This is a genomic window from Caldicellulosiruptor obsidiansis OB47, assembly GCF_000145215.1.
Lineage (GTDB): Bacteria > Bacillota > Thermoanaerobacteria > Caldicellulosiruptorales > Caldicellulosiruptoraceae > Caldicellulosiruptor > Caldicellulosiruptor obsidiansis.
Genome location: NC_014392.1, coordinates 456,093 through 476,302, shown reverse-complemented (window position 1 = coordinate 476,302; position 20,210 = coordinate 456,093). Strand labels below are relative to the sequence as shown.

General features: G+C 34.8%; 20 protein-coding genes. 3 read left to right on the top strand and 17 right to left on the bottom strand.

Annotation, left to right across the window (positions count from 1 at the left end; genetic code table 11):
* Positions 1-112 precede the first annotated feature (112 nt).
* Positions 113-1,762 (top strand): putative bifunctional diguanylate cyclase/phosphodiesterase, encoded by a 1,650-nt coding sequence (locus tag COB47_RS01950; protein WP_013289740.1) that lies wholly within the window; start codon positions 113-115, stop codon positions 1,760-1,762.
* A gap of 113 nt (positions 1,763-1,875) precedes the next feature.
* The gene (locus tag COB47_RS11895; RefSeq protein WP_237699021.1) at positions 1,876-1,998 is read left to right on the top strand and encodes a HEPN domain-containing protein; all 123 of its coding nucleotides are present in this window, start codon (positions 1,876-1,878) and stop codon (positions 1,996-1,998) included.
* 32 nt (positions 1,999-2,030) lie between these two features.
* On the opposite strand, the gene rimI is transcribed toward COB47_RS11895, so the two are convergent.
* The 13 genes from rimI to COB47_RS01880 all read right to left on the bottom strand — a co-directional run bounded on the left by rimI (position 2,031) and on the right by COB47_RS01880 (position 14,693).
* On the bottom strand, positions 2,031-2,474 hold the full coding sequence (gene rimI / locus COB47_RS01940; RefSeq protein WP_013289739.1) for a ribosomal protein S18-alanine N-acetyltransferase: 444 nt from the start codon (positions 2,472-2,474) through the stop codon (positions 2,031-2,033).
* Positions 2,471-3,136, bottom strand: coding sequence for a tRNA (adenosine(37)-N6)-threonylcarbamoyltransferase complex dimerization subunit type 1 TsaB (tsaB, locus tag COB47_RS01935; protein WP_013289738.1), 666 nt, complete (start codon positions 3,134-3,136; stop codon positions 2,471-2,473). Before tsaB ends, rimI begins: the two co-directional genes overlap by 4 nt.
* Entirely contained in the window at positions 3,117-3,590 is a 474-nt protein-coding gene (gene tsaE, locus COB47_RS01930; RefSeq protein ID WP_013289737.1) for a tRNA (adenosine(37)-N6)-threonylcarbamoyltransferase complex ATPase subunit type 1 TsaE, read from the bottom strand. The genes tsaB and tsaE overlap by 20 nt, the downstream gene beginning before the upstream one ends.
* Before the next feature lie 20 nt (positions 3,591-3,610).
* Positions 3,611-4,780 (bottom strand): amidohydrolase, encoded by a 1,170-nt coding sequence (locus COB47_RS01925; RefSeq protein ID WP_013289736.1) that lies wholly within the window; start codon positions 4,778-4,780, stop codon positions 3,611-3,613.
* Positions 4,781-4,814: 34 nt separating this feature from the next.
* Positions 4,815-6,254, bottom strand: a complete 1,440-nt coding sequence (locus COB47_RS01920; protein ID WP_013289735.1) for a hypothetical protein — start codon at positions 6,252-6,254, stop codon at positions 4,815-4,817.
* 63 nt (positions 6,255-6,317) lie between these two features.
* Entirely contained in the window at positions 6,318-7,088 is a 771-nt protein-coding gene (gene folE2 / locus COB47_RS01915) for a GTP cyclohydrolase FolE2 (RefSeq protein WP_013289734.1), read from the bottom strand.
* Positions 7,085-7,447 (bottom strand): 6-carboxytetrahydropterin synthase QueD, encoded by a 363-nt coding sequence (gene queD, locus COB47_RS01910; protein WP_041742651.1) that lies wholly within the window; start codon positions 7,445-7,447, stop codon positions 7,085-7,087. Before queD ends, folE2 begins: the two co-directional genes overlap by 4 nt.
* 216 nt (positions 7,448-7,663) lie before the next feature.
* Positions 7,664-11,137 carry an Ig-like domain-containing protein gene (locus COB47_RS01905; RefSeq protein ID WP_013289732.1) on the bottom strand — a complete coding sequence of 1,158 codons (3,474 nt, stop codon included), beginning with the start codon at positions 11,135-11,137 and terminating at the stop codon, positions 7,664-7,666.
* 159 nt (positions 11,138-11,296) lie between these two features.
* Entirely contained in the window at positions 11,297-12,067 is a 771-nt protein-coding gene (locus tag COB47_RS01900; protein ID WP_013289731.1) for a SigB/SigF/SigG family RNA polymerase sigma factor, read from the bottom strand.
* Positions 12,068-12,071: 4 nt separating this feature from the next.
* Positions 12,072-12,428, bottom strand: a complete 357-nt coding sequence (locus COB47_RS01895) for an anti-sigma regulatory factor (RefSeq protein WP_013289730.1) — start codon at positions 12,426-12,428, stop codon at positions 12,072-12,074.
* A 17-nt stretch (positions 12,429-12,445) separates the two neighbouring features.
* Positions 12,446-12,754, bottom strand: coding sequence for an STAS domain-containing protein (locus COB47_RS01890; RefSeq protein WP_013289729.1), 309 nt, complete (start codon positions 12,752-12,754; stop codon positions 12,446-12,448).
* A gap of 51 nt (positions 12,755-12,805) precedes the next feature.
* Positions 12,806-14,164: a hypothetical protein gene (locus tag COB47_RS01885; protein WP_237698968.1), complete on the bottom strand. Its 1,359-nt coding sequence runs from the start codon at positions 14,162-14,164 to the stop codon at positions 12,806-12,808.
* Positions 14,151-14,693 carry a sigma-70 family RNA polymerase sigma factor gene (locus COB47_RS01880; RefSeq protein WP_013289727.1) on the bottom strand — a complete coding sequence of 181 codons (543 nt, stop codon included), beginning with the start codon at positions 14,691-14,693 and terminating at the stop codon, positions 14,151-14,153. The genes COB47_RS01885 and COB47_RS01880 overlap by 14 nt, the downstream gene beginning before the upstream one ends.
* A 168-nt stretch (positions 14,694-14,861) precedes the next feature.
* Between COB47_RS01880 and COB47_RS01875 the strand changes: the two genes are divergently transcribed.
* Positions 14,862-15,488, top strand: a complete 627-nt coding sequence (locus COB47_RS01875; protein ID WP_013289726.1) for a manganese efflux pump — start codon at positions 14,862-14,864, stop codon at positions 15,486-15,488.
* 60 nt (positions 15,489-15,548) lie between these two features.
* Here the strand turns inward: COB47_RS01875 and pepV are convergent, their stop codons facing one another.
* From pepV to COB47_RS01855, 4 genes are read right to left on the bottom strand one after another with little or no spacing between them, the layout of a single operon-like run.
* Entirely contained in the window at positions 15,549-16,940 is a 1,392-nt protein-coding gene (pepV, locus tag COB47_RS01870; RefSeq protein WP_013289725.1) for a dipeptidase PepV, read from the bottom strand.
* Positions 16,933-17,655, bottom strand: a complete 723-nt coding sequence (locus COB47_RS01865; protein WP_013289724.1) for an N-acetylmuramoyl-L-alanine amidase — start codon at positions 17,653-17,655, stop codon at positions 16,933-16,935. Before COB47_RS01865 ends, pepV begins: the two co-directional genes overlap by 8 nt.
* 42 nt (positions 17,656-17,697) lie before the next feature.
* Positions 17,698-18,396, bottom strand: a complete 699-nt coding sequence (locus COB47_RS01860; RefSeq protein WP_013289723.1) for a TVP38/TMEM64 family protein — start codon at positions 18,394-18,396, stop codon at positions 17,698-17,700.
* Positions 18,389-20,206 (bottom strand): ASKHA domain-containing protein, encoded by a 1,818-nt coding sequence (locus COB47_RS01855; protein WP_013289722.1) that lies wholly within the window; start codon positions 20,204-20,206, stop codon positions 18,389-18,391. Before COB47_RS01855 ends, COB47_RS01860 begins: the two co-directional genes overlap by 8 nt.
* Between the last annotated feature and the right edge of the window lie 4 nt (positions 20,207-20,210).

The window sequence follows — 20,210 nt, the reverse complement described above, 5'->3', positions numbered from 1 at the left end:
TAAAAAAATTTGTTGACTGAGAATTATAAATTATAAAATGTTTTTATTCCCTTTTATTGGGGTATAAATAAAAGAAGAAAAATTTTATTTAGAATCTGTGGTGATTATCAAAATGTATGAAAAAAACAAGGATTTAAATTGCAAAGCAAACAACTATGCAGCCAAAATATCAATAATATATGCAGTTGCAAGTGCTATATGGATTTTAGTATCTGATATGCTGACAACTAAACTTCTTTCTAGCAAAAATCTATTTGCAATGTTTTCTATCATCAAAGGCTGGCTCTTTGTACTTGTTACTGCAAGTCTTTTGTATTTTCTGATTCGCAAAAAAATCTATTCGCTTTACCTGTCTGAAAATAATCTCCAAAATGCATTAAATGAACTTCAAAAGACAAATGCTGAGCTTTCCAAAACACAGGAAAAACTTGTTGTCCAGTATAAAAAACTTGCCAAAAACCAGGAAAAGATAAAAGAACTTGCTTACTTTGACCAGCTAACAGGTCTTCCAAACAAAAATCATTTTATGCTTACACTTGAAAAGACTATTAAGGAATCCAATTTTAAAGGACAGCAGTTTGCATTAATATTGATTGATATTGACAATTTTGGTAAGATAAATAATACTCTTGGGCATACAACTGGTGATATTGTTCTAAAAGAAATTGCGCAAAAACTTAAAGAATCAATAGGTACCAATGGTTTTGTGGCAAGGCTGACAGGAGACGAATTTGGAATAGTAGTTTATAGCTTTCCTGATCTCAATATTCTGAACTATTTCATCTATAAAATCTTTAATTCTTTTTCTACATCATGGGAAATAATGAAATATAATTTTTATATCACACCAAGCATGGGAATAGCTATATATCCTTCAGACGGAAAAGATAGCACCTCGCTTCTGACAAACGCTGATAAAGCTTTAAAGCTTGCCAAAGAAAAAGGCAAAAACACTTTCTGTTTTTATAGTCTGGAAATGGATAATATTCTTCAGCAGAGACTGGAATTTGAATCAGATTTGAGAAAAGCTATAGAAGAAGAACAGTTTATTTTATATTATCAACCAATTGTGGATCTTAAAAAAATACAATTATGTGGTGCAGAAGGACTTATTCGCTGGATACATCCACAAAAAGGTATTATACCACCTATGTCTTTCATCCCAATTGCTGAACAGACAGGATTAATAACTCAAATTGGTAAATGGGTGGTGACAAAGGTCATTTCAGATTTGAAGAACATAAGAGAAGTAGTAAATTACAATTTTTATATCTCATTTAACACATCTTTAAGAGAGTTTTCAAGCGCAAATTTTATTGATGACGTACTTTATACCATCGAAACTTCAAATATTGATCCTGCTTATTTAGGAATAGAGATTACCGAATCAGTTGCAATGGCAGATCCACAAAATACCATAAAGTCACTTAAAACTTTTAAAGAAAAGGGTATGAAAGTTTTACTTGACGATTTTGGTACAGGCTATTCTTCTCTGAACTATTTGAAAGAACTTCCTATTGACGTTGTTAAAATTGATAGAAGTTTTATAGCAAATATGAACAAGGATATAAAAGAACAAAAAATAGCTAAAAGTATAATTGACCTTTCTCACATCTTAGAGTTAAAAGTTGTGGCAGAGGGTATTGAGGATAGTCAGCAGGCTGAGATACTAAAATCTTTTGAGTGTGATTTCGGACAGGGGTATTTGTTTGGCAAACCACTTCCGAAAGACCAATTTATGGAGCTTGCAAAGAGGTTTTGAATAGCAAAAGTGGCAGAGGTTAAAAGATGACAAAGCCACATTCGCTAACTTAATCTACAGAACAGGAGTGAGTCTTCTTGGTAGATTCTAAAAAATTCATTGACTGGATTCAAATGGGTAAAAAGGACTTTAGAGCTGCTCAAATTTTATATGAGCATGAAGGGGACAGAGGACTTGTTTGTTTCCATTGCCAACAAGCTGTTGAGAAGAATGCCTTCAAATTACTCAGAAAATAATGAGAAAAATTGAAGAAGTATTAAGTACAAATCTATAACCACAGCCACATAATTATGGCATCATCTGGTGGATCGGAATAATAATTTTTTCTTATACCTTCCTGGACAAATCCTAAGCTTTTGTAAAGTGAGATAGCAACATAATTTTTGCTCCTTACCTCAAGCGTAAGACCAACAAGTCCATTTTCCTTTGCATATGAAATGAGGGCAGAAAGTAAAAGTCTCCCTATTCCCTGCCCCCTTTTTTGGGGATGCACAGCAATATTTGTAATGTGTCCTTCATCTACTATATGATGCATCCCTGCAAATCCCCATACTTTACTATCCTCTTCATATACATAGTATATCGCATTTTCATTTTTAACCTCATCTATAAAACTTTCTTTACTCCATGGTACAGAGAATGACAAAATTTCTATTTCATGTACCATATCAATGTCTTTTTCTGTCATCCTTCTTATTACACCTTTTGTCATGTACCCTGTTCCCTTTCTGCGTACGATTTTTTAAGGTAAACTGGTACAAGGTCAAAATGAGAAATAACTTCTCCTTCTTGTGCAAGTTCATAAGCTAATAATCCAACATTTGACGCTTTTTGATACTGCAAAAACTTAGGTGAAAGTTTAAACTGAGAAAAATCATAAACATCTAAACCCTCACCAAGCAAAACAGGGTTATACTTTTTTGCAAGCTCTTTTGCTTCTTCAATATCAACTATAGAAGTTGGATGATATGTTTTTAGCTTGCCATCCTCGAATCTGAAAATTCCAGTAAACACCTTTTGTGATTTTGCATCCAAAATAGGCATTAGAAAATCTGAACAAGCCCAGAAGTTATAACAAAGAGCTTTCAATGTATCAACACCTACACAGGGTTTTGAAGTGGCATAGCAAAAACCTTTTATTGTTGAAACACCTATTCTGAGCCCGGTAAAAGATCCTGGTCCTACTGCTACCGCAAAAAGATCAATCTCTGCAATATTAACAGAAGCATTTTTTAATACCTGATCAATTAAATCAATCAACATCACCGAATGAACAAGTTTTGTGTTTAAAACCACCTCAGAAATTACCTTGCAATCTTCCAGCAAAGCAGCGCTTGCTACCTTGCCGGACGTCTCAATCGCCAATATCTTCATCTCTTTCTATCACATCCTCAACTTTTTTGTACCTTTCTCCAATACCGGTTATCACTATATTTCGCACATTTTCATCTATCTTTTGAATACAAACTTTTAAACACTCCTTGGGATAAAGCCTTTTTAACTTATCAGCCCACTCAATTATCACTATACCATCACCATAAAAATACTCTTCATATCCTATGTCCTCAAGTTCTGTCTCTTCAATTCTATAAATATCAAAATGATAAACTAAAATGTCATCTTTCCCTTCATAGACATGAAATATGGTAAACGTTGGGCTTGAAATATCTTCAATCCCAAAAGCCTTGGCAATACCGCGTGTTAGTGCAGTTTTTCCACTACCAAGATCACCTTCTAAAGCTACAATTGAACCTTTAAAAAGATTCTTACCAATATTGTATCCAATCGCTACTGTTTCTTCATATGAATAAGATATTATTTCTTTCATTTTGCATGATTTCCCCTTTTTTATTTGCGATGATATACAACTTTGCCATCAATTAAAACATATTCAACCTCAGAAAATATGTCAAAAGGATGACCCTTGTAAACTACAATATCAGCATCTTTACCTTCTTTTATACTACCAACCCTATTATCAATCCCTAAAATCTTTGCAGGGTTTATAGTAATTGCTTTTAGAGCGTCTATCTCGTCCATTCCGCTTTTACATGCAAGTGCACTACATAGCACAAGATATTTTTGCGGAATGACAGGATGGTCTGTCATGATAGCTACAAGAATACCGTTTTTAGAAAGTATCCCAGGGTTTTTGAAGTCAAGGTTTTTGAGCTCAACCTTTGACCTATCAGTAAGGTTCGGTCCAACAATACATGGGATATTCTCTTGTTTTAGCTCGTCAACTATCAAATATCCATCTGTTACATGGTCAAGGGTAAGATTTACATCAAATTCCTTAGCTATTCTTATAGCTGTAAATATATCGTCTGCTCTGTGAGCATGAGCTTTGAGAGGAATCTCTTTTGTTAAAACCTTTATAAGGCTTTCACTTTTCATATCAAACTCTGGCATATCTTTCTCTTCATCCTGCTGAGCTTCAAGCTTTTTATTTAAGTACTCTCTTGCTTTAAAAAGTGCTTCTCTTAAGATTGCAGCAGTTGCCATGCGTGTTTGAGGCATCTGGTGTTTTTCATGGTACACGCTTTTTGGGTTTTCCCCAAATGCAACCTTCATTGCAGCAGGTTCTTTTACAACCATCTTGTCAATTCTCTTGCCAAACGTCTTGATGACACAAAACTGACCGCCTATCACATTGGCACTTCCCGGTCCTGTTGCAACACATGTAACACCACCTTCAATTGCCTCTTCAAAACTTCTGTCAAACGGATTTATAGCATCAATTGCTCTAAGGTGTGGCGTGACAGGGTCTGAGTCTTCGTTTCCATCAGCACCTTCAAACCCGACAGAATCTTCCCACATTCCTATGTGTGAATGCGCATCTATAAACCCTGGAAAGACAAGCCTGTCTTTTGCCTCTATTACATGATCTGCATATTCATTTATATTATTGTCAATCATTGCTATCTTTCCATCTTTGATAAGTATATCTCCTCTTTCAATGATACCTTTTTCATCCATTGTATATATTTTTGCGTTTTTTATTAAAATGCTTTCCATAAATTGATTGCCTCCCAAACAAATAACTATTATTTTATTTTGTTGCATGCATAAGATATGTCATATCAAATTTGGGTTTCAGCGCTAAGTGTGCTTCAACAGGCTTTTGATAAAGGTACACCTTTCCATAATCTTTTGTCAAAACATAAACCTCTTCAAATCCACTTGATTTTATGAGATTCATATACTCGGATGGACTTTTTAAAGTTTTCACCTTTTCCATAAACTCTGGTCTTATACCAAGATCAAAATCAAGTTTTATTACTTCTCCAGAAGGTCTATCAAATGTTACTTCAAGTCTACCATTCATTATGTATGCATTTCCTATATAGAACTTGTAACTCACAGTATGTTGACTTTTATTTTCGAATATATAGGATTTTGCATGAACAAATTTCCCAACAAGCACCTGCATAATCTGTTCAGCCCAATCATTTAAGACCTTAGACTCAATTTTTTTTATTTCATCAGACGGTTTTAAATGTGCCACAGCTTTCAAGATGTTTCCGTACTTATCAGCAGTTATCTCTACATTGCCAAAAATACTTTTTTTAGTATACAAGTATTCACCGCTGGAAGAAATATTGAACTCAGAGGAAGAAAAAGGAAGACGCCTTGTCTTAGAAGAAAGTAGATTTAAAATCTTTTCAAATTTCAACTTTACATATTCCGCGTGCGCTTTTTTTTGAGCGTACTCAACATAGCTGTTATAATCCTTTATATTTAAAGTATTTACAGGCAGGTTAAGCTGTGGATATACCTTGCCATCAACAAAGTCGTAATAGACATCTTTTAATCCAAGGACATTGTTCACTGTGGTATACTTTAAAAAAGAATCCGAACTCAAAACAGGTACAACCTTTATGCTACTTAAGATTTTACTCTCTTCGTCGCCTTTTTTGCCTGCATTCCTAAAGTTAATATCTTGATGCCAGTTTATGTTAAACTCCAAAAGTTCTCCGTTATCTTTGTTTAGTACAACAGTTGCCCAGTCTCCTAAAACCTTTTTGTCGCCTTCATATCGATTAAAAACACAAACGTAGGCATTTTGCGATGAAGCCACCTCAATATCAACATTTCCTTTTGTATAAGGTGCAAGCTTGTATAAAATCTTAAAAGCTTTTGTTTTCACATCACTTATTGAAAACCTATTAACTATATCAGAAGGAGTAAATTTCTTGAAATAAACTATAGTCTGGTCCTCTTTCATATAAATTTCATATTTTGATTTTGAATCTTCAAAAAGATATTTGAACATAAAGGCATCGTCTGGTAACTTCTCGATGAGAATGTTGTCTTCAACAAGCTTTGCATTTTTCAGTTCAAACATATTTTTTACATAGGTTATGTTGTCATTTTGGGTTGGTGTATTTTTGATTGTAAAATTTCTGATTAAAAGGATTATAAACAAAATTCCAAATACAAATGCTGCAATGCTTATTCCAAGCCTTTTTGTATAAATCTTTATTTTCATAACACTCGGTCTTTTTAAAACCTTCCCTCGCTTTTTTAAAAGCAGATTGTTACTTTAATTGTATCATTTTGTTATTTCACCTTCAATATACGCAAAAGCATTGTGGTTGTGAATACTCTCAATTGACTCAACAAAAACCTTATACCATTTAATTCGCCCATCTTCCCTTATTTTTAAAACAACCTCTCTCAAAAGGTCTTCAACAAAGCGAGGGTTCTGATAAGCTCTCTCTGTTACCCATTTCTCGTCAGGCCTTTTCAAGATAGAATAAAGAGGGCATGATGCAGAAGATTCTGCAATCTCAACAAGCTCTTCAATCCACATAAATTTTCTCATCTTTACCTCTATTGTCACATAAGCTCTCTGGTTGTGAGCTCCATATTCTGAAATTTCTTTTGAGCATGGACACAGAGTGTGAACAGGAACAACCACACCTACTTTAAGGTCAAATTTGTTGTCTCTTTCTGCTTCGAAATAGCAGTCAACTTTAAGTGGAGAAAGCGTTCCTGTCACAGGTGTTCTTTTGTTTATAAAGTAAGGAAAATCAAACCTTATATAGGCTTTCTCTGAATTCAGCTTTTCTTTTATTCTATCCAAAAGCTTTTCTATCTCCTTAGGTCCCACAACTTTCAGCTCATCTATAGCTTCAATGAACCTGGACATGTGTGTGCCTCTGATATCCCCTTTTAGCTCTGCTGCAGCAGTAATTTTTGCAATTGTTGTCTGAGTTTTGTTTTCTCTATCCATTACGACAATTGGCCAGTTTAAATCCTTTATCCCAACTTTTTGAATACTAATACCGCGAAGGTCCTTCTGACTCTGAACATCAATCATTCATCTTCACCCCTGTATATGACGCTACTGTCCTCTGTCTCCCACACTTCAATTTCATAAAGCTTGACGCCTTGTTCTTCTATTTTTTTGCTAAGTTTTCCCCATATCCATTTTGCAATGTTCTCAGCAGTAGGATTTTCTATTATATCGTTTATATACGCATGGTCTAAGATGTCAATCACCTCATTCTGTACAATCTTCTTTAAAAGCACAAAGTCTATCACCATGTCCTGGTTATCAGGTTTCCCCTCAACTGTAACAACAAGCTTGTAGGTGTGCCCGTGAAGGTTTTCACATTTCCCATTATACTTTGTGAGATTATGCGCCGCGTCAAATTTAAAGATTTTTTTGAGAAGCATAACGAAAATCACTCCCAACCCATAATAAATATTAACTAAAAATTTAAGAGGCTGCTCTTTTGACAATCACATAACAGCCTCTTTTTAAAGTTCTAACTCAAAAACATTAAAGTAGAATTCTTCAATGAGCTATCTTTTCTGCATCTGTTATTATAATTACAAATCACTTTATTCATATAGCATTGCTTTCAAAATTTATTATACCACATTCTTTGGCTATTTTCTCACTGCTTGGACTGACACTGAATTTCCCGCCAAATCTTTGACATTTGGTGATATATTTATAATGCTCCCTGACAGAAGCGGGTTTGTAAATGTAATCTCAACAACCTTGTTATCAGAAGACTTTACAAAGCTCACAATACTGCCCCCTGCAACGCACGAAAAGTTTTGAGCAATTAGCGTTGAAGCATCTATAGGTTCAGAAAATGTGAGCTTGACTTTTCTTGTATCTGTCGAAGAAAACTCTGCCGTGACATCAGGTGAAGTTCTTTCTGTCACATGTTCAACAGTTTGAGCTTTCAACACAGAAGCCGAATTTCCACTGTTATCCACTATTAAATCCGGTCTTTTTATCTCTACGCTTACTTTACTGTCTACTATACCCGCTCTTTTTATCTTAACATAAACTATGCCGTTTTGAATATAAGCTGTGTAGTCAACATCAGGAATTAAAGTAATACCTCCAACCTTTAGCTCAATTCCTGCAGCCAGCACTGTATTATTTATACCTGATAGAGCAAAAACTGGTTCATCGAATGTAATAGCTATTGTGTCTGACTGATTACCACTTCCAACCGAAATACCTGTCTGCTGTGGAGAAATCTTGTCCTTTAACAATATTGAAGGATAAAAACTTATATCAAGCGTGGGTGAAATTACAAGGCTCTGTTCAAATTGGTCTTTTATATTCGAATTTACCGTAAATATTTTCAGTGGTTCTACATCCTGTCCGGAATCATTTGTATCAGCCATAGCACTCGAAGTTAAAGAAATTGATGTTTTTAAAGTAATGGCTTTTTTATCTTGAGAAATTGTATAACTTACAAAACCAAGGCTGACCACTTTATCGTTGTCCGGATTACCATTTAAACTTGATGTTGAATATGCATTTCTGAACATTATTGCTGCAGGGTCAAAGGATGCAAAGATGTATCCATTCAAACTTCTTATTTCAATTGTATTTTTATCCAGTGCCACAACCTCTATGTCTTGTGCAGATATTCCTCTAAAGTTTGCCGACACAGAAACCGGCATTGCAATTGTAGCATTTGCTATAAAGTTCCCTGCTTTATCAGTAAGAGTAGGAACTGCCAATTTGTCTACTACAGCTCCAGATTGACTCCACTTGCCAGGAGATGTATCGTCTGCCCCTGGAATTAAAAGGGTGATTCTGTCGCCGTTTGGAGAGATATAATCAACTTTTGCCCCTTTGATACTCGAAAGTGGAATTGTTGCGCTTGATGCCCCTACAAAATAACTGCTCAAATTCTTCAATTTTTCAATATCCATAGGTTCTGAGAAAAATATATCTATTTTGTCCATATCTGAAGAAGAATCATACTTGGCAATTGCAGCAGTGATAGTTGGCGCAAGCGTGTCTTTTACATCTATTGAATAAATACTGGTGTCCATAACATTTTCTTTTACAGACGTATCACAAATACCTGAAATCTTCAAAGTATATCTTCCACCATTTATTGCTGCAAGTGCCGAAAACTCAACCACAAATATTGAACTGTCATTTTCTTTTAACTTCTTTACGCTTTTTGCCTGCGATTCTATTATTTGCATACTATCTGCTGAAAGCAGAGAAAAGCTCTGAACTCTGTCATCTGCATTCACATTTTCAGTAAATGTTACTTTAATTATATTCCCATCCAATACTTCAATGCTTTTTACTGCTGGTTTTGTAGTATCATCCTGTGCTTTGCCTGCAACTGATACCCAATCTGATACCTTGTTGCCCAAAAGGTCTTCAACGTATCGGAACCTCACTTCAAATGAAACAAGTGCTCTGCTGTCAAGCTTCAATTGTTGATTTAACTGAATGTCAATTGTTTTTTCATCTGAAAGAAGTGTTATTTTTGCCCCAATTGCGTGGTTGGTACTATCTTGAGCCTGATAAATCTCATATTCGCCTGTTGGAATCAAACCATCTAAGCTTCTAATCTCTTCATCAAATACAAGTCTTATTCGATTGTTTGAAACAAGCTCTAAGGACACAAGCTTTGGCGGATTTTTTTCAAGCACTGTTGTAAATGTAGCTTTAAAGTCAGGAGCTTTATATCCTGCAAAGTCTTTCGCTTCTGTTATTTCAACCGTATGATTCCCATCAGCAAGAGGATATAAAAGTTCAATATCAACAGCATTCTCTTGATGGTCTGGTGAAACTTTTGCATACACATAATTCGAATCAATTCTTATATTTGCTCCAACCGAAGATAAATCACATACCTTGTAAGCATTTGCAGAATCAATATTCATAGGCTCAGTGAAGATAACTTTAAACTTTTTGCTGTTAATGAGTCTAAAATCCACAACCTTTGGCTGGGTTGCATCAATAACTGTTAGCTCTTTTGTTATGCTTAAGATCTGACCTGTTTCTGAAAGAAGGTTTGTAATCTCAACCATCAGCTTGTCAGTTTGATTTAATCTGCTTGGGAAGATTATACTCACAGTTTTAAAATCGCTCGAAATACTCTTTTTCACATCTGTAACTTCTTTGCCATTGACATAGATTTTTATCGGCAGGTTATCCTGCTGGCTCTTTGAAATCGGCTTTGTAAACTTCAAATCCACTTTCTTTAAACTCTCAATTTTGATATCCTCTGCAAAGGAAAAAGGCATTGTCTTTGCTACAAACTTCAAAGTTGTAGCTTGCCCTTTGTAAAAAAGCGTGTATTCTTTTCCTTCTTGCTGAGCAGATGTTTTTATCTCAACAACCTTTTTGCTTGAGTCTGCAAACTTTGCATCCAAAACAGAAAGTCCTCCATCAAACGAAAAGTCAGATTTAACAATTGAAGAAAGTTCCTTATCAAATGTCACCTTTAAATTTTGCAGGTCAATTATTTCAATACCGACAGGCTTTGTAGCTTTCAAGCTTTCGTTTAAAAAGGCATTGTAAAGTATAGCTGCTGTCTGACCTCTTGTGACAAGCTTTCCTATCTCAATTTCGGATTCTATCCCATAAAAAATGTTCATCGAATATGCTTTCTGGATATAGTTCAGTGGCCACTTGCCTTTGAGCTCCGACTCCCTCACACCAAGTGCTCTTACAACTATGGCAGTTAACTCTTCAACTTTTAAGTACTGTTCTGGTTTGAAAGTCCCATCTGTATACCCTGAAATCAATCCTATTGCCTTTGCAGCTTCTATGTATCCAAGCCCCCAGTAATCTGTCTTAATATCTTTAAAAGAAGACCTTTTTTGATTTGCATAAAAATCTGCTAAAGGCTTTTTGCCAAGCAGCATGATAATCATTTTAGAAATCTCTGACCGTTTAAGAGGTTTGTCAAGATTCAAATTTCCTTTTGTGTCACCTGTCATTATTCCTTTTTGCTTTAAAACCTGTGCTGCCTGCTGATAGTAAGAAAGGTTTTGAGAAAATGAAGTATTTACCAAAAAGCTTAACAGAAAACTCAGTAAGGTTAGAAAAGCAAAAAGTCTTTTACCCCTTCTTTTTAACATTGCTGTTCTCTCCTTTGTTCAATATTTGTATTTCTTCACAGCATTTATACAAGGTATTATATCACGTTTTTTGGAAAATGTTTAGAAAAAGGAAGATAAAAAAGACTGCCGTGCAGAAAAAATTGGGTTTTGTCCTCCACGGCAGTCTTGTATGTTTTTTTATTCCTCTTTTTTCTCTTCAATGAAATCCTTCAATTTCTTTAACACCTTTTTTTCAAGCCGTGAAATGTACATCTGTGAAACGTTCATCTCCTCTGCAATTTCCTTTTGAGTCTTTTCTTCAAAAAATCGCTTTTGAACAAACTCTCTCTCAAAAGGTGAAAGCCTCTCAATTGCCTTCTTTACAGCTTCAACATTTTCTATCTGTAAGATGTTCTCATCGCTCTTGCCAAGAACATCTCCAAGCGTCATCTCTTCATCCTCATACATGGTCTGGTCCAAAGACTGGGGAAGATAACTATTTGATGCTTCCATTACCTCTAAGACTTCTTCTGTGCTCATGTTAAGATGCTGAGCAATCTCTTCTACCTTCGGCGGTCTTTTTAACTTTGAAGAAAGCATTTCTGTCACAAGTTTTATCTTGGCAGAAGTTTCATATAATCTCCTTGGAAGTCTAATAATTGAAGCTCTATCTCTGAAATATCTTTTTATTTCTCCCATTATAGTTGGAGTTGCAAAACTTGTAAATTTATAACCTTTGTTGGGTTCAAACCTCTCCACAGCATTTATTAGTGCAACGCATGCAACCTGGTAAAGGTCATCATAGTCTATTCCTCTGTTGACAAACTTTTTTGCGATAATTTCAGCTATATAAAGGTACTTGTTTACAAGTTCATTCCTAAGCTCAATAGCCTTGGTTCTCTGATACTCTTCGAAGAGTCTATCTATTTTTTCATCATCAATCTCTAATGTCCTTTTTTCATCAACCATCAAATCAGACCCCTCGATGATATTTTTTTAGTTTCACAATATGACCATCTTCGGTTTTTTCAAACTCAGCCTCATCAATCAGGGTTTGAAGAATCATCTTTGCAAGGTCGTTGCCTGTTAACTCGCCATTTGGTACATCAATTCTTATATCCAAATACTCACTTGTAACGTTAAACTCAATAGATATTTTTCTACTTAGCTTTTCTATTTCAAAAAGGTTAAAAACCTCTGATATTGCCATTTTCAAATCCTCTATTGTCTCAAAATCAAAACCAGCTCGTGCAGCTATACCCGACAACGTTAACCTTACTACCATAATATATTCAGCTTTAGGCGGAATTGTTAACATAATTTGGTCCATATTTGATAATTGCCTCCTCATTCAATTCTGAAGACTTTATCAAGCCCGGTGATAGTAAAAACTTTCCTTACATTGGGTTTTAAGTTTTTAAGCACAATGTTTGTACCTTTTTGTCTTGACTTTTTTAAAGCACCTACAAATACACCAAGCCCAGTAGAGTCAATATAGGTAACATCGTTCATATCAATAATAACGTCATTTGACGATGTATCAATCAATGAATAGAGCTTGTCTTTCAAAGTTGGTGAAGAAAATATGTCAAGTTCACCTTTTAGCTCAATCACAATACCATTCTCAGAAATTCTCTCTTTTAAATCAAGGTTCATAACAAAAACCTCCGTAAACATTTTTGTATACTTATTATATCATTTTAAACTCTACTTTTCCAACCAGTATATTTTGTTTTCATGAATGTAAATATATGTTGGAATAAAAAGTTTTTCTGTTTTCTTGTATACAATAGCAATATCAGATGGATTTATATCTTTGAGATTGTACTTTTTCTCAAACTCTTGCGCAGCTGTTTTTTTGTCTATTATTTTCATGCTTTTTAATACTGAAAAACCTTTTAGATAAATTTTGCCACTAATAACATCTGCGCTGCTCGAATAATCTATAAAGCTGTCAACATCAAATATTCTATATCCGTCAAAGAAAACTGTAATCTCTGCCCTGTATCCCTCATCTACAGGAAAAACAGTAATTTTATAATCCTTTATGCCAAGTCCTTGTAAAATGAAGTTGGTTTTGTCATAAACACTTTTAAGAACATCTTCCTGCGATTCAAATTCTGAAAATCGGGAAATTAATATTGGTGTATCACTTTTGGCTACCTTAAAATTAAAATATCCTTCATAGACATTTGCCACAACAGTATCTTGTAACGTAGAATTTTCTTTTTCATATACATTAGAAGATACAACACTTGATAGAACATCTAAAATATATTCTTTGTCAATTTTTAGATCTTCTTCTTTCAAAACATAAACACTTTCAGACACTTTTTCATCTTCTTTTACTATCACATATTGATTTTCTTTTTTAATTTCCTTATTTTGTGTTGTAACAACCACAGATGTATCTGAACTTTTGGTTTCAGAAGCTGCTTTAGAAACCTTTTTAGTATTCTGCTCAGGTACCTTTTTTACATCGTTTTCAATAATCTTTTTGGTTGAAGATCTTGGTAAAGAACTGCTGATAGCTGGTTTTTGGGAACTAAATGCATTCTTGTTGTTATTTTTAATAGTAGCTGGTTTTTCAATAATGTCAGAAGATTTTTGGAATTCTGTCTTTTTTGAAGATGATGCAAAAAAAGTATTGTTTGTACTTTGCTTTTCTTTTACCCGTGTTTGACTTTTCTCAGGAATATTAATATCTTGCGAAACCTTCTGCTGAGCAGTAAAATCTCCACTTTTATTTTTATTATCATTTTGTTTAGTCTCTTGTCTTGTACTTGTATCCTCTTTGTGGAAAGCATTCTCCATCTCTGTCTTTACAAACGAGGTGTCCTGAACATTTAATCTCATCAAATCAAGTTTTATAGTTCCAAAAGCCACAATAGCTAACACTATAAATGCTGCAACTACAGTGGATATTTTTAGGAAATACCTTCTTTTTTCCCTTCTGTCATACTCTTTTAACAACATCTCTTTTAATTCCTGTTTAAACTCTTTCCGATACTCCACTTTAAAAGCCTCTTCAAAAATTCTGTCAAGTTTTTCATCATTCACTTTCATGCACCTCTTTTAAAAGCATTTCTTTGAGCGAATGCATTGCTCTGAAAAATAAGGCTCTTACAGCCACATCCGATTTGTTTTTTATCTTTGCAATTTCGTTAAACTTCATGTTTGCACCATACCGCAAAATCACAACTTCCTGCTGGTCTTTTGTAAGTTTTTTAAGCGCACTTTTTATCATATCTTTCTCTACTTTATCTAAAAACTCATCTTCCGGATTTCTTAGCACTGAACTACCAGATATTTTTTCAATACCAATAAATTCTTTTTTAGCTCTGTAATAGTCATTTACAACATTCTGAGCAATACGAAATATCCATGCACAAAAAGAACCATTTTCCTTCCACTCAAACCTGTCAAGTGACCTTAGCACTTTCATAAAGGTCTCGCTAGTCAGGTCCTCTGTAATCGGATGGTTGAACGTTCTGTAGTATATGTAAGAATAAATTTTGTCAAAATACATCTCATATAACTTTTCAAAGTATTTCTTATCCTTCTTTGCTCTCTCCACCAATTCTCTCTCATCCATTGTTTACTTTTAATCCCCTCTTACTTATTTTTTATCACACACCTAAAATTTTACTATATTTATTATAACGCGAAAAGCAAAAATTTCGTTTTGCTCTATTACCAAAATAACTTGCTTGGTCGTATAATAATAAAGACCAAAAAATGGTGAGTGTATAGATTTCAGACAATGAATATATATCAGATATTTGTTATAACTCTCTCTCTCAACATCGACGCACTTTTTTTTGGAGTCGCTTTTGGTACAAAAGGTATTAAAATTCTTACAAAATCAAAGGTAATCATATTTTTCACATCTATGAGTATCACCATAATTTCATTTTTCATGGGAAGATGGTTTGGCAAATTCCTTGAACCTCAACTTTCTTCACACTTGGGCGCCATTTTTATGATAATAATCGGCATAGTATTCGTAATTAGAACACTTCTTGAGAAGAACAGCAGCCCTTTACCTAAGACACTTGTTAACCTGTCTTTAAAATCGCTCGGACTTACTATAAAAATCATAAAAGAGCCTGTACTATCCGACATCGACAGCTCAGGCTCAATAGAACCAGTAGAAGCATTCCTGGTTGCTCTTGCACTTTCGCTTGATGGTCTTTCAGCTTCATTCTCATTGGGTCTTTCAAACCTTGCAAATATAGAGCAAATATTTCTCATACCAGTATTTCAATTTATAGCTATCTCTGCAGGAAATGTCTTTGCCTACTTTTTTAAGACTTTCAAAAAATCACTTATTGCCAATTACATCCCGGGGATTGTTCTAATTCTTCTTGGAATTTACAATCTATTTTAAAAAAGACAAAGAGGCTGAAAAGTCTTACACATAGCAAGACTACAGCCTCTTTACTTTTTACTATTCTTTGGCAAGTCTGTAAATAGCATTTGCATAGATTTTGCTACACAGCATGAGCCTGTCTATAAGGATATATTCATCTTTTTGGTGTGCAACCTCTTCATCACCCGGCATATTTGGACCAAAAGCAACAACATTTTTCGCCCACCTTGCGTATGTTCCACCGCCAATCACAAGCGGCTGTGTATCGTCATTTGTAAATTCTCTGTAAACCTCAAGCAACGTTCTGATTAAAAAGTGGTCAGCTTCAAAATAAAGAGGGGGAACGTTTGTGACAAGTCGATATTCAATATTGTAATTTTGAACTACTTCTTTTACTATCTTTTCTATCTCATCATATGAGGTGTCAACTGGATATCGAACATTTATTGTAAGGATAAGTTTATCTTTTTCTTTGCGTATCATCCCGGCATTTAACACAAGCTTACCTGACTTTTCATCCTCAAATCCAATTGAGAGTTTCTCGCCAAACACGTCAAATCCAATATGAGTATTGTAAAAGTCAATAAATCTTCTAAACTCATCCTCTTTTGTCCAAAGCTCATCTAAAATATCGAACATATAAGATATGGCATTCTCGCCCTTAAAAGGCAGGCTCCCGTGGGCAGATACTCCCTTTGTAACTATAATTGTCTTGCCAGCTTCTTCAAAAACCTCTGCCTTATCATTTAGTCCTTTTTTGGCAATAATTTCTTTGGCTTTTTGGACATCAAAACTACCTTCGAACCTGCACCTGTCAGGCACCATGTTAGGTCGCTGTCCACCCTCAATCTCAAAGGTATCTTCCACATCTTTTGCAAACTCAAACACCAAAAAACCTTTTTCACCCTGGATGACTGGAAAATCGGCATCTGGAGTAAACCCAACAGTAGGATATTTTGCTCTTTCAAAATAATACTGCAGACATTTAGAACCACCTTCTTCGTTTGTACCAAATACAAACCTGAGCTTTCTTTTAAGAGAAATCTTCTTTTCTTCGGCAAGCTTTTTAAGCACATACATGCCATAAAGAGCTGCCACAGTTGGACCTTTATCATCAACTGCACCACGTCCAAAAATTTTACCGTCCTTTACAACACCTTCATAAGGCGGTACGCTCCAGCCTTCCCCCTCAGGTACAACATCCAGATGACCTATCACGCACACATCCTCATCCTGATTCCCATATACTGCCTCAAGCGCATATCCGTCATAGTTCTTTGTTTCAAATCCCAAGTTTTTGCAAAGATTTTCACACGTAAGTAGCGCATCGTTTATTGCCTTGCCAAACGGCATATTAGGTGCAGGCATATCCTCAACGCTCCTGATTTTTATAAGCTGCACAGTAGTATTTATTATATCATCTTTTAAATCTTCAATTTCTTTGTCTATCAGCGCTTTTACCTCATCCATTTTTCCCCTTCTCCTCCCTCTGGTCTAAATAGTTTAAAACTCCTTTCAATATTGAGTATGAAAGCCAGTCCTGATACTGCTGGCTTTGAAGTAAAGATAACTCCATCTTGTTTGACATAAAACCACATTCCACCAATATAGCAGGAATTTTGAGGTTTTTTAGGATATACACATCTATTGGTTTTGGCTGTCGTCTGTTTACAAGCCCATTTGGCATATATCTTAGCTCATTTTGGACAAACAAAGCAACTTTTTTCGCCTCCTCATTTGATTTGTCATAAAACACCTGCGCACCAAAGTACTTGCTCACAGGAAAGCTGTTTAAATGAATGGAAATAAAAACTTGAGGATTGTTTGCAAGCACAATCTCTTTTCTTTTTTTCAGGTCATGCGACTTTTTGTCGTGTTCGCTCAAATCATCTTCTGTTGAGCGCGTAAGAACCACTCTAAATCCGAACATCTCAAAATACTCTTTCAGCTTTTTTGCAATCTGAAGGTTTATCACAGACTCTTTTATATCGCCGATCACTGCTCCCGGGTCAAACCCACCGTGCCCGGGGTCAATAACAACAAGATTCTTACCTTGATAAGTATCCTCATTAAAAATTTCAGCAATTTCGAATACATACCGATTTATAAATAAACATGCTATCAAAATTCCAAAAGTAAAAAGTGATATACAAATCAAAAATAGATTTTCTCTTATACTTTTCAACCCTTCTATCCTTTCCTTGTTCCTACTTTTTCATTCTCATAATTAAATTTTATGCTCATCTTCTTCTTTATCATCCTGTAAAAATTCTTTTATACTCTTTGCAAAAAGAACTGGTGTGAGAGATATAACAATCACTAAACACAAACTCAAGTAAAACCCTTTAGAAAATGGCTTTAAGATATTTTCACCAAGGTAAGCATATAAAAAACATGCAGGCACTGTTCCTATAAATGTGGCAAGTATAAAGTCTCTGTACCTTATCTTTGAAAGACCGCATATATAATTTATTACATCGTAAGGAAGGATTGGCACAAGCCTCAAAAGTAGTATGATTAAAAAACCTTTTTCTGCTATCTTCTTTCCTACATCTGAAAACTTTGTGTTTTGCAATCTTTTTTGTACATAGTCTTTACCAAAATACCTTGCAAACACAAAACCAATAGTAGAAGAAAGAATAGTCCCAATAATGAGAATTATTGCTCCAAACATAGTACCAAACGAAAGTCCAGCTGCCAGCATAAATACTCCTGCAGGAATAAAGATTATAAATGATTTTATTGAATAGAGTATTAAAAACACAACTGGAGCCCATACACCAAAATGAGAAATATATTGTTTTATATATTTAGGGTTCAACTGATGCTGCTTTTCTGCGTATACAAGAGCAAACATTGAAAGCACTATGATAAAAATAAATATCCAGAGTTTAATCTTATCCTTTGCTCTTACCTCATCAACCATTTCGACTTTGCTCACCTTCTTGTTCGAAACTCTCAAATATCATACTTTCAATAAAAAATTGGTTAAAATCCTGAGAATTCGAAAGTTCAATGTAGTTTACATTTTTACACAGACTTTGTGCTTCAATGGCTGCTTTGCTACTTAACAGAACAAGCACAGCACCTGCTACAGCACTGTTTCCAACAGCCACTATTTTATCTTGTAGTTTCTTTGGGATTATGCCAATTTCAACAGCCGACCGGGGATTTATGTAATTACCAAATCCACCTGCTAAATATACATTTTCAATTTCATCTTCTGTAACGTTGGCATGTTGAATCATTGTCTTTATCCCGGCTGAGATTGCTGCTTTTGCAAGCTGAATCTCTCTTATATCTTTCTGAGTTATATAGACTGAGTCGGTTATGAAAAATGCCTGTTGTCCGTTTACCTCCTTCAAATATTCTTTATATGTCTCATTTTTATCACAAAACTTACCTGTTTCATCTATTATACCTTCTTTTAGCATATAAGCAATAGCATCTACTATTCCAGAACCACAAATTCCAATCGGCCATTTTGCCCCTATTGTGGTAAAATGCACTTTGCCATTTTCTATTTTAACACTGTCAATTGCACCTTCAACTGCACCCATTCCGCATGAAATGTTTACACCTTCAAATGCAGGTCCTGCTGCAGTCGAACATGCAAGCATAAAACTGCTGCTTCCAAGCACCATCTCACCGTTTGTCCCAAGATCTAAAAGAAGAGAAATTCTGGGGTTCTTGTACATCTTCGTTGAAAGTACTCCCGCAACTATATCAGCACCAACATATGCTGAGATGCTGTTTAAAACCTCAACTGTTCCTGCTTGATTTATTTTTAGCCCTATGTCAGCCGGTTTTGCATAAATCCTCTCAGTAAAAACAGGAACAAATGGTGAAATAGCAATTGTCTGTGGGTCAACTCCCAAGAGAAGGTGTAGCATGGTTGGATTGCCAACAATAACTATTCGAACAATATCCTCTGTCGAAATAGAATTTCTATCAACAAGCACTTTTATTGCTGTATTCAATGCATTTATAATCTCATTTTGAAGTATAAAAAGTCCATCTTCTTTTTCTCTTGCAAAATCTATCCTTGATATAACGTCAGCACCAAATTTTCTCTGTGGATTTATAAAGGAATAATAATCCACAACCTTTTTTTGAATCAAGTCAACAAGATAGCAAACAACAGTGGTTGTCCCTATATCCACAGCAACACCAAATACAAAAGATGAAATCTTTACATCTATAATCTCTTCTGAATATACCACCGCATAAAATTCACTGTCTTTCATTTTCGCAAGCTTTTGCAAAGTTTTTGGCAAAATTTTTAGCTTATTATCTCCAATTGCTTCTTTTAGTATTAAATCAAAACTCTTCTGACCATCCAGAGAAGGTCTTTGTAAAACCACTTTTTTTACAATTATATTTTCTTCATACCCGAAATCATTCATGACAAAATGTGAAAGTATATTCGCATTTTCAGAAGATTCTTCTAAAAATATCTCTATATCCTCATAGACCTTCAGGCAACATGCAAGTCTAACTCCACGCGAAATTTCTTCACTTCTTAAGTGTTTCTCCTCTTCTGATGTAAAATTATCCATGTAAGGAGTTTGACCCTTTTTTACTGTTACTTTGCACTTTCCACATACGCCCTTTCCCCCACAGCTTGCCACAATTTCAACTGAGTTTCTCTGTAATACATCCAAAAGAATTGAACCCTTTTCTACTTCTATCTCTGCAACAATCTGATTTTTTGCATAAACTTTTACAATAGGCATTTTA

Coding starts and splice junctions, on each gene's coding strand:
- COB47_RS01950 (WP_013289740.1), top strand. CDS start 113: ATGTATGAAAAAAACAAGGATTTAAATTGCAAAGCAAACAACTATGCA.
- COB47_RS11895 (WP_237699021.1), top strand. CDS start 1,876: ATGGGTAAAAAGGACTTTAGAGCTGCTCAAATTTTATATGAGCATGAA.
- rimI (WP_013289739.1), bottom strand. CDS start 2,474: ATGACAAAAGGTGTAATAAGAAGGATGACAGAAAAAGACATTGATATG.
- tsaB (WP_013289738.1), bottom strand. CDS start 3,136: ATGAAGATATTGGCGATTGAGACGTCCGGCAAGGTAGCAAGCGCTGCT.
- tsaE (WP_013289737.1), bottom strand. CDS start 3,590: ATGAAAGAAATAATATCTTATTCATATGAAGAAACAGTAGCGATTGGA.
- COB47_RS01925 (WP_013289736.1), bottom strand. CDS start 4,780: ATGGAAAGCATTTTAATAAAAAACGCAAAAATATATACAATGGATGAA.
- COB47_RS01920 (WP_013289735.1), bottom strand. CDS start 6,254: ATGAAAATAAAGATTTATACAAAAAGGCTTGGAATAAGCATTGCAGCA.
- folE2 (WP_013289734.1), bottom strand. CDS start 7,088: ATGATTGATGTTCAGAGTCAGAAGGACCTTCGCGGTATTAGTATTCAA.
- queD (WP_041742651.1), bottom strand. CDS start 7,447: ATGCTTCTCAAAAAAATCTTTAAATTTGACGCGGCGCATAATCTCACA.
- COB47_RS01905 (WP_013289732.1), bottom strand. CDS start 11,137: ATGTTAAAAAGAAGGGGTAAAAGACTTTTTGCTTTTCTAACCTTACTG.
- COB47_RS01900 (WP_013289731.1), bottom strand. CDS start 12,067: ATGGTTGATGAAAAAAGGACATTAGAGATTGATGATGAAAAAATAGAT.
- COB47_RS01895 (WP_013289730.1), bottom strand. CDS start 12,428: ATGGACCAAATTATGTTAACAATTCCGCCTAAAGCTGAATATATTATG.
- COB47_RS01890 (WP_013289729.1), bottom strand. CDS start 12,754: ATGAACCTTGATTTAAAAGAGAGAATTTCTGAGAATGGTATTGTGATT.
- COB47_RS01885 (WP_237698968.1), bottom strand. CDS start 14,164: ATGAAAGTGAATGATGAAAAACTTGACAGAATTTTTGAAGAGGCTTTT.
- COB47_RS01880 (WP_013289727.1), bottom strand. CDS start 14,693: ATGGATGAGAGAGAATTGGTGGAGAGAGCAAAGAAGGATAAGAAATAC.
- COB47_RS01875 (WP_013289726.1), top strand. CDS start 14,862: ATGAATATATATCAGATATTTGTTATAACTCTCTCTCTCAACATCGAC.
- pepV (WP_013289725.1), bottom strand. CDS start 16,940: ATGGATGAGGTAAAAGCGCTGATAGACAAAGAAATTGAAGATTTAAAA.
- COB47_RS01860 (WP_013289723.1), bottom strand. CDS start 18,396: ATGGTTGATGAGGTAAGAGCAAAGGATAAGATTAAACTCTGGATATTT.
- COB47_RS01855 (WP_013289722.1), bottom strand. CDS start 20,206: ATGCCTATTGTAAAAGTTTATGCAAAAAATCAGATTGTTGCAGAGATA.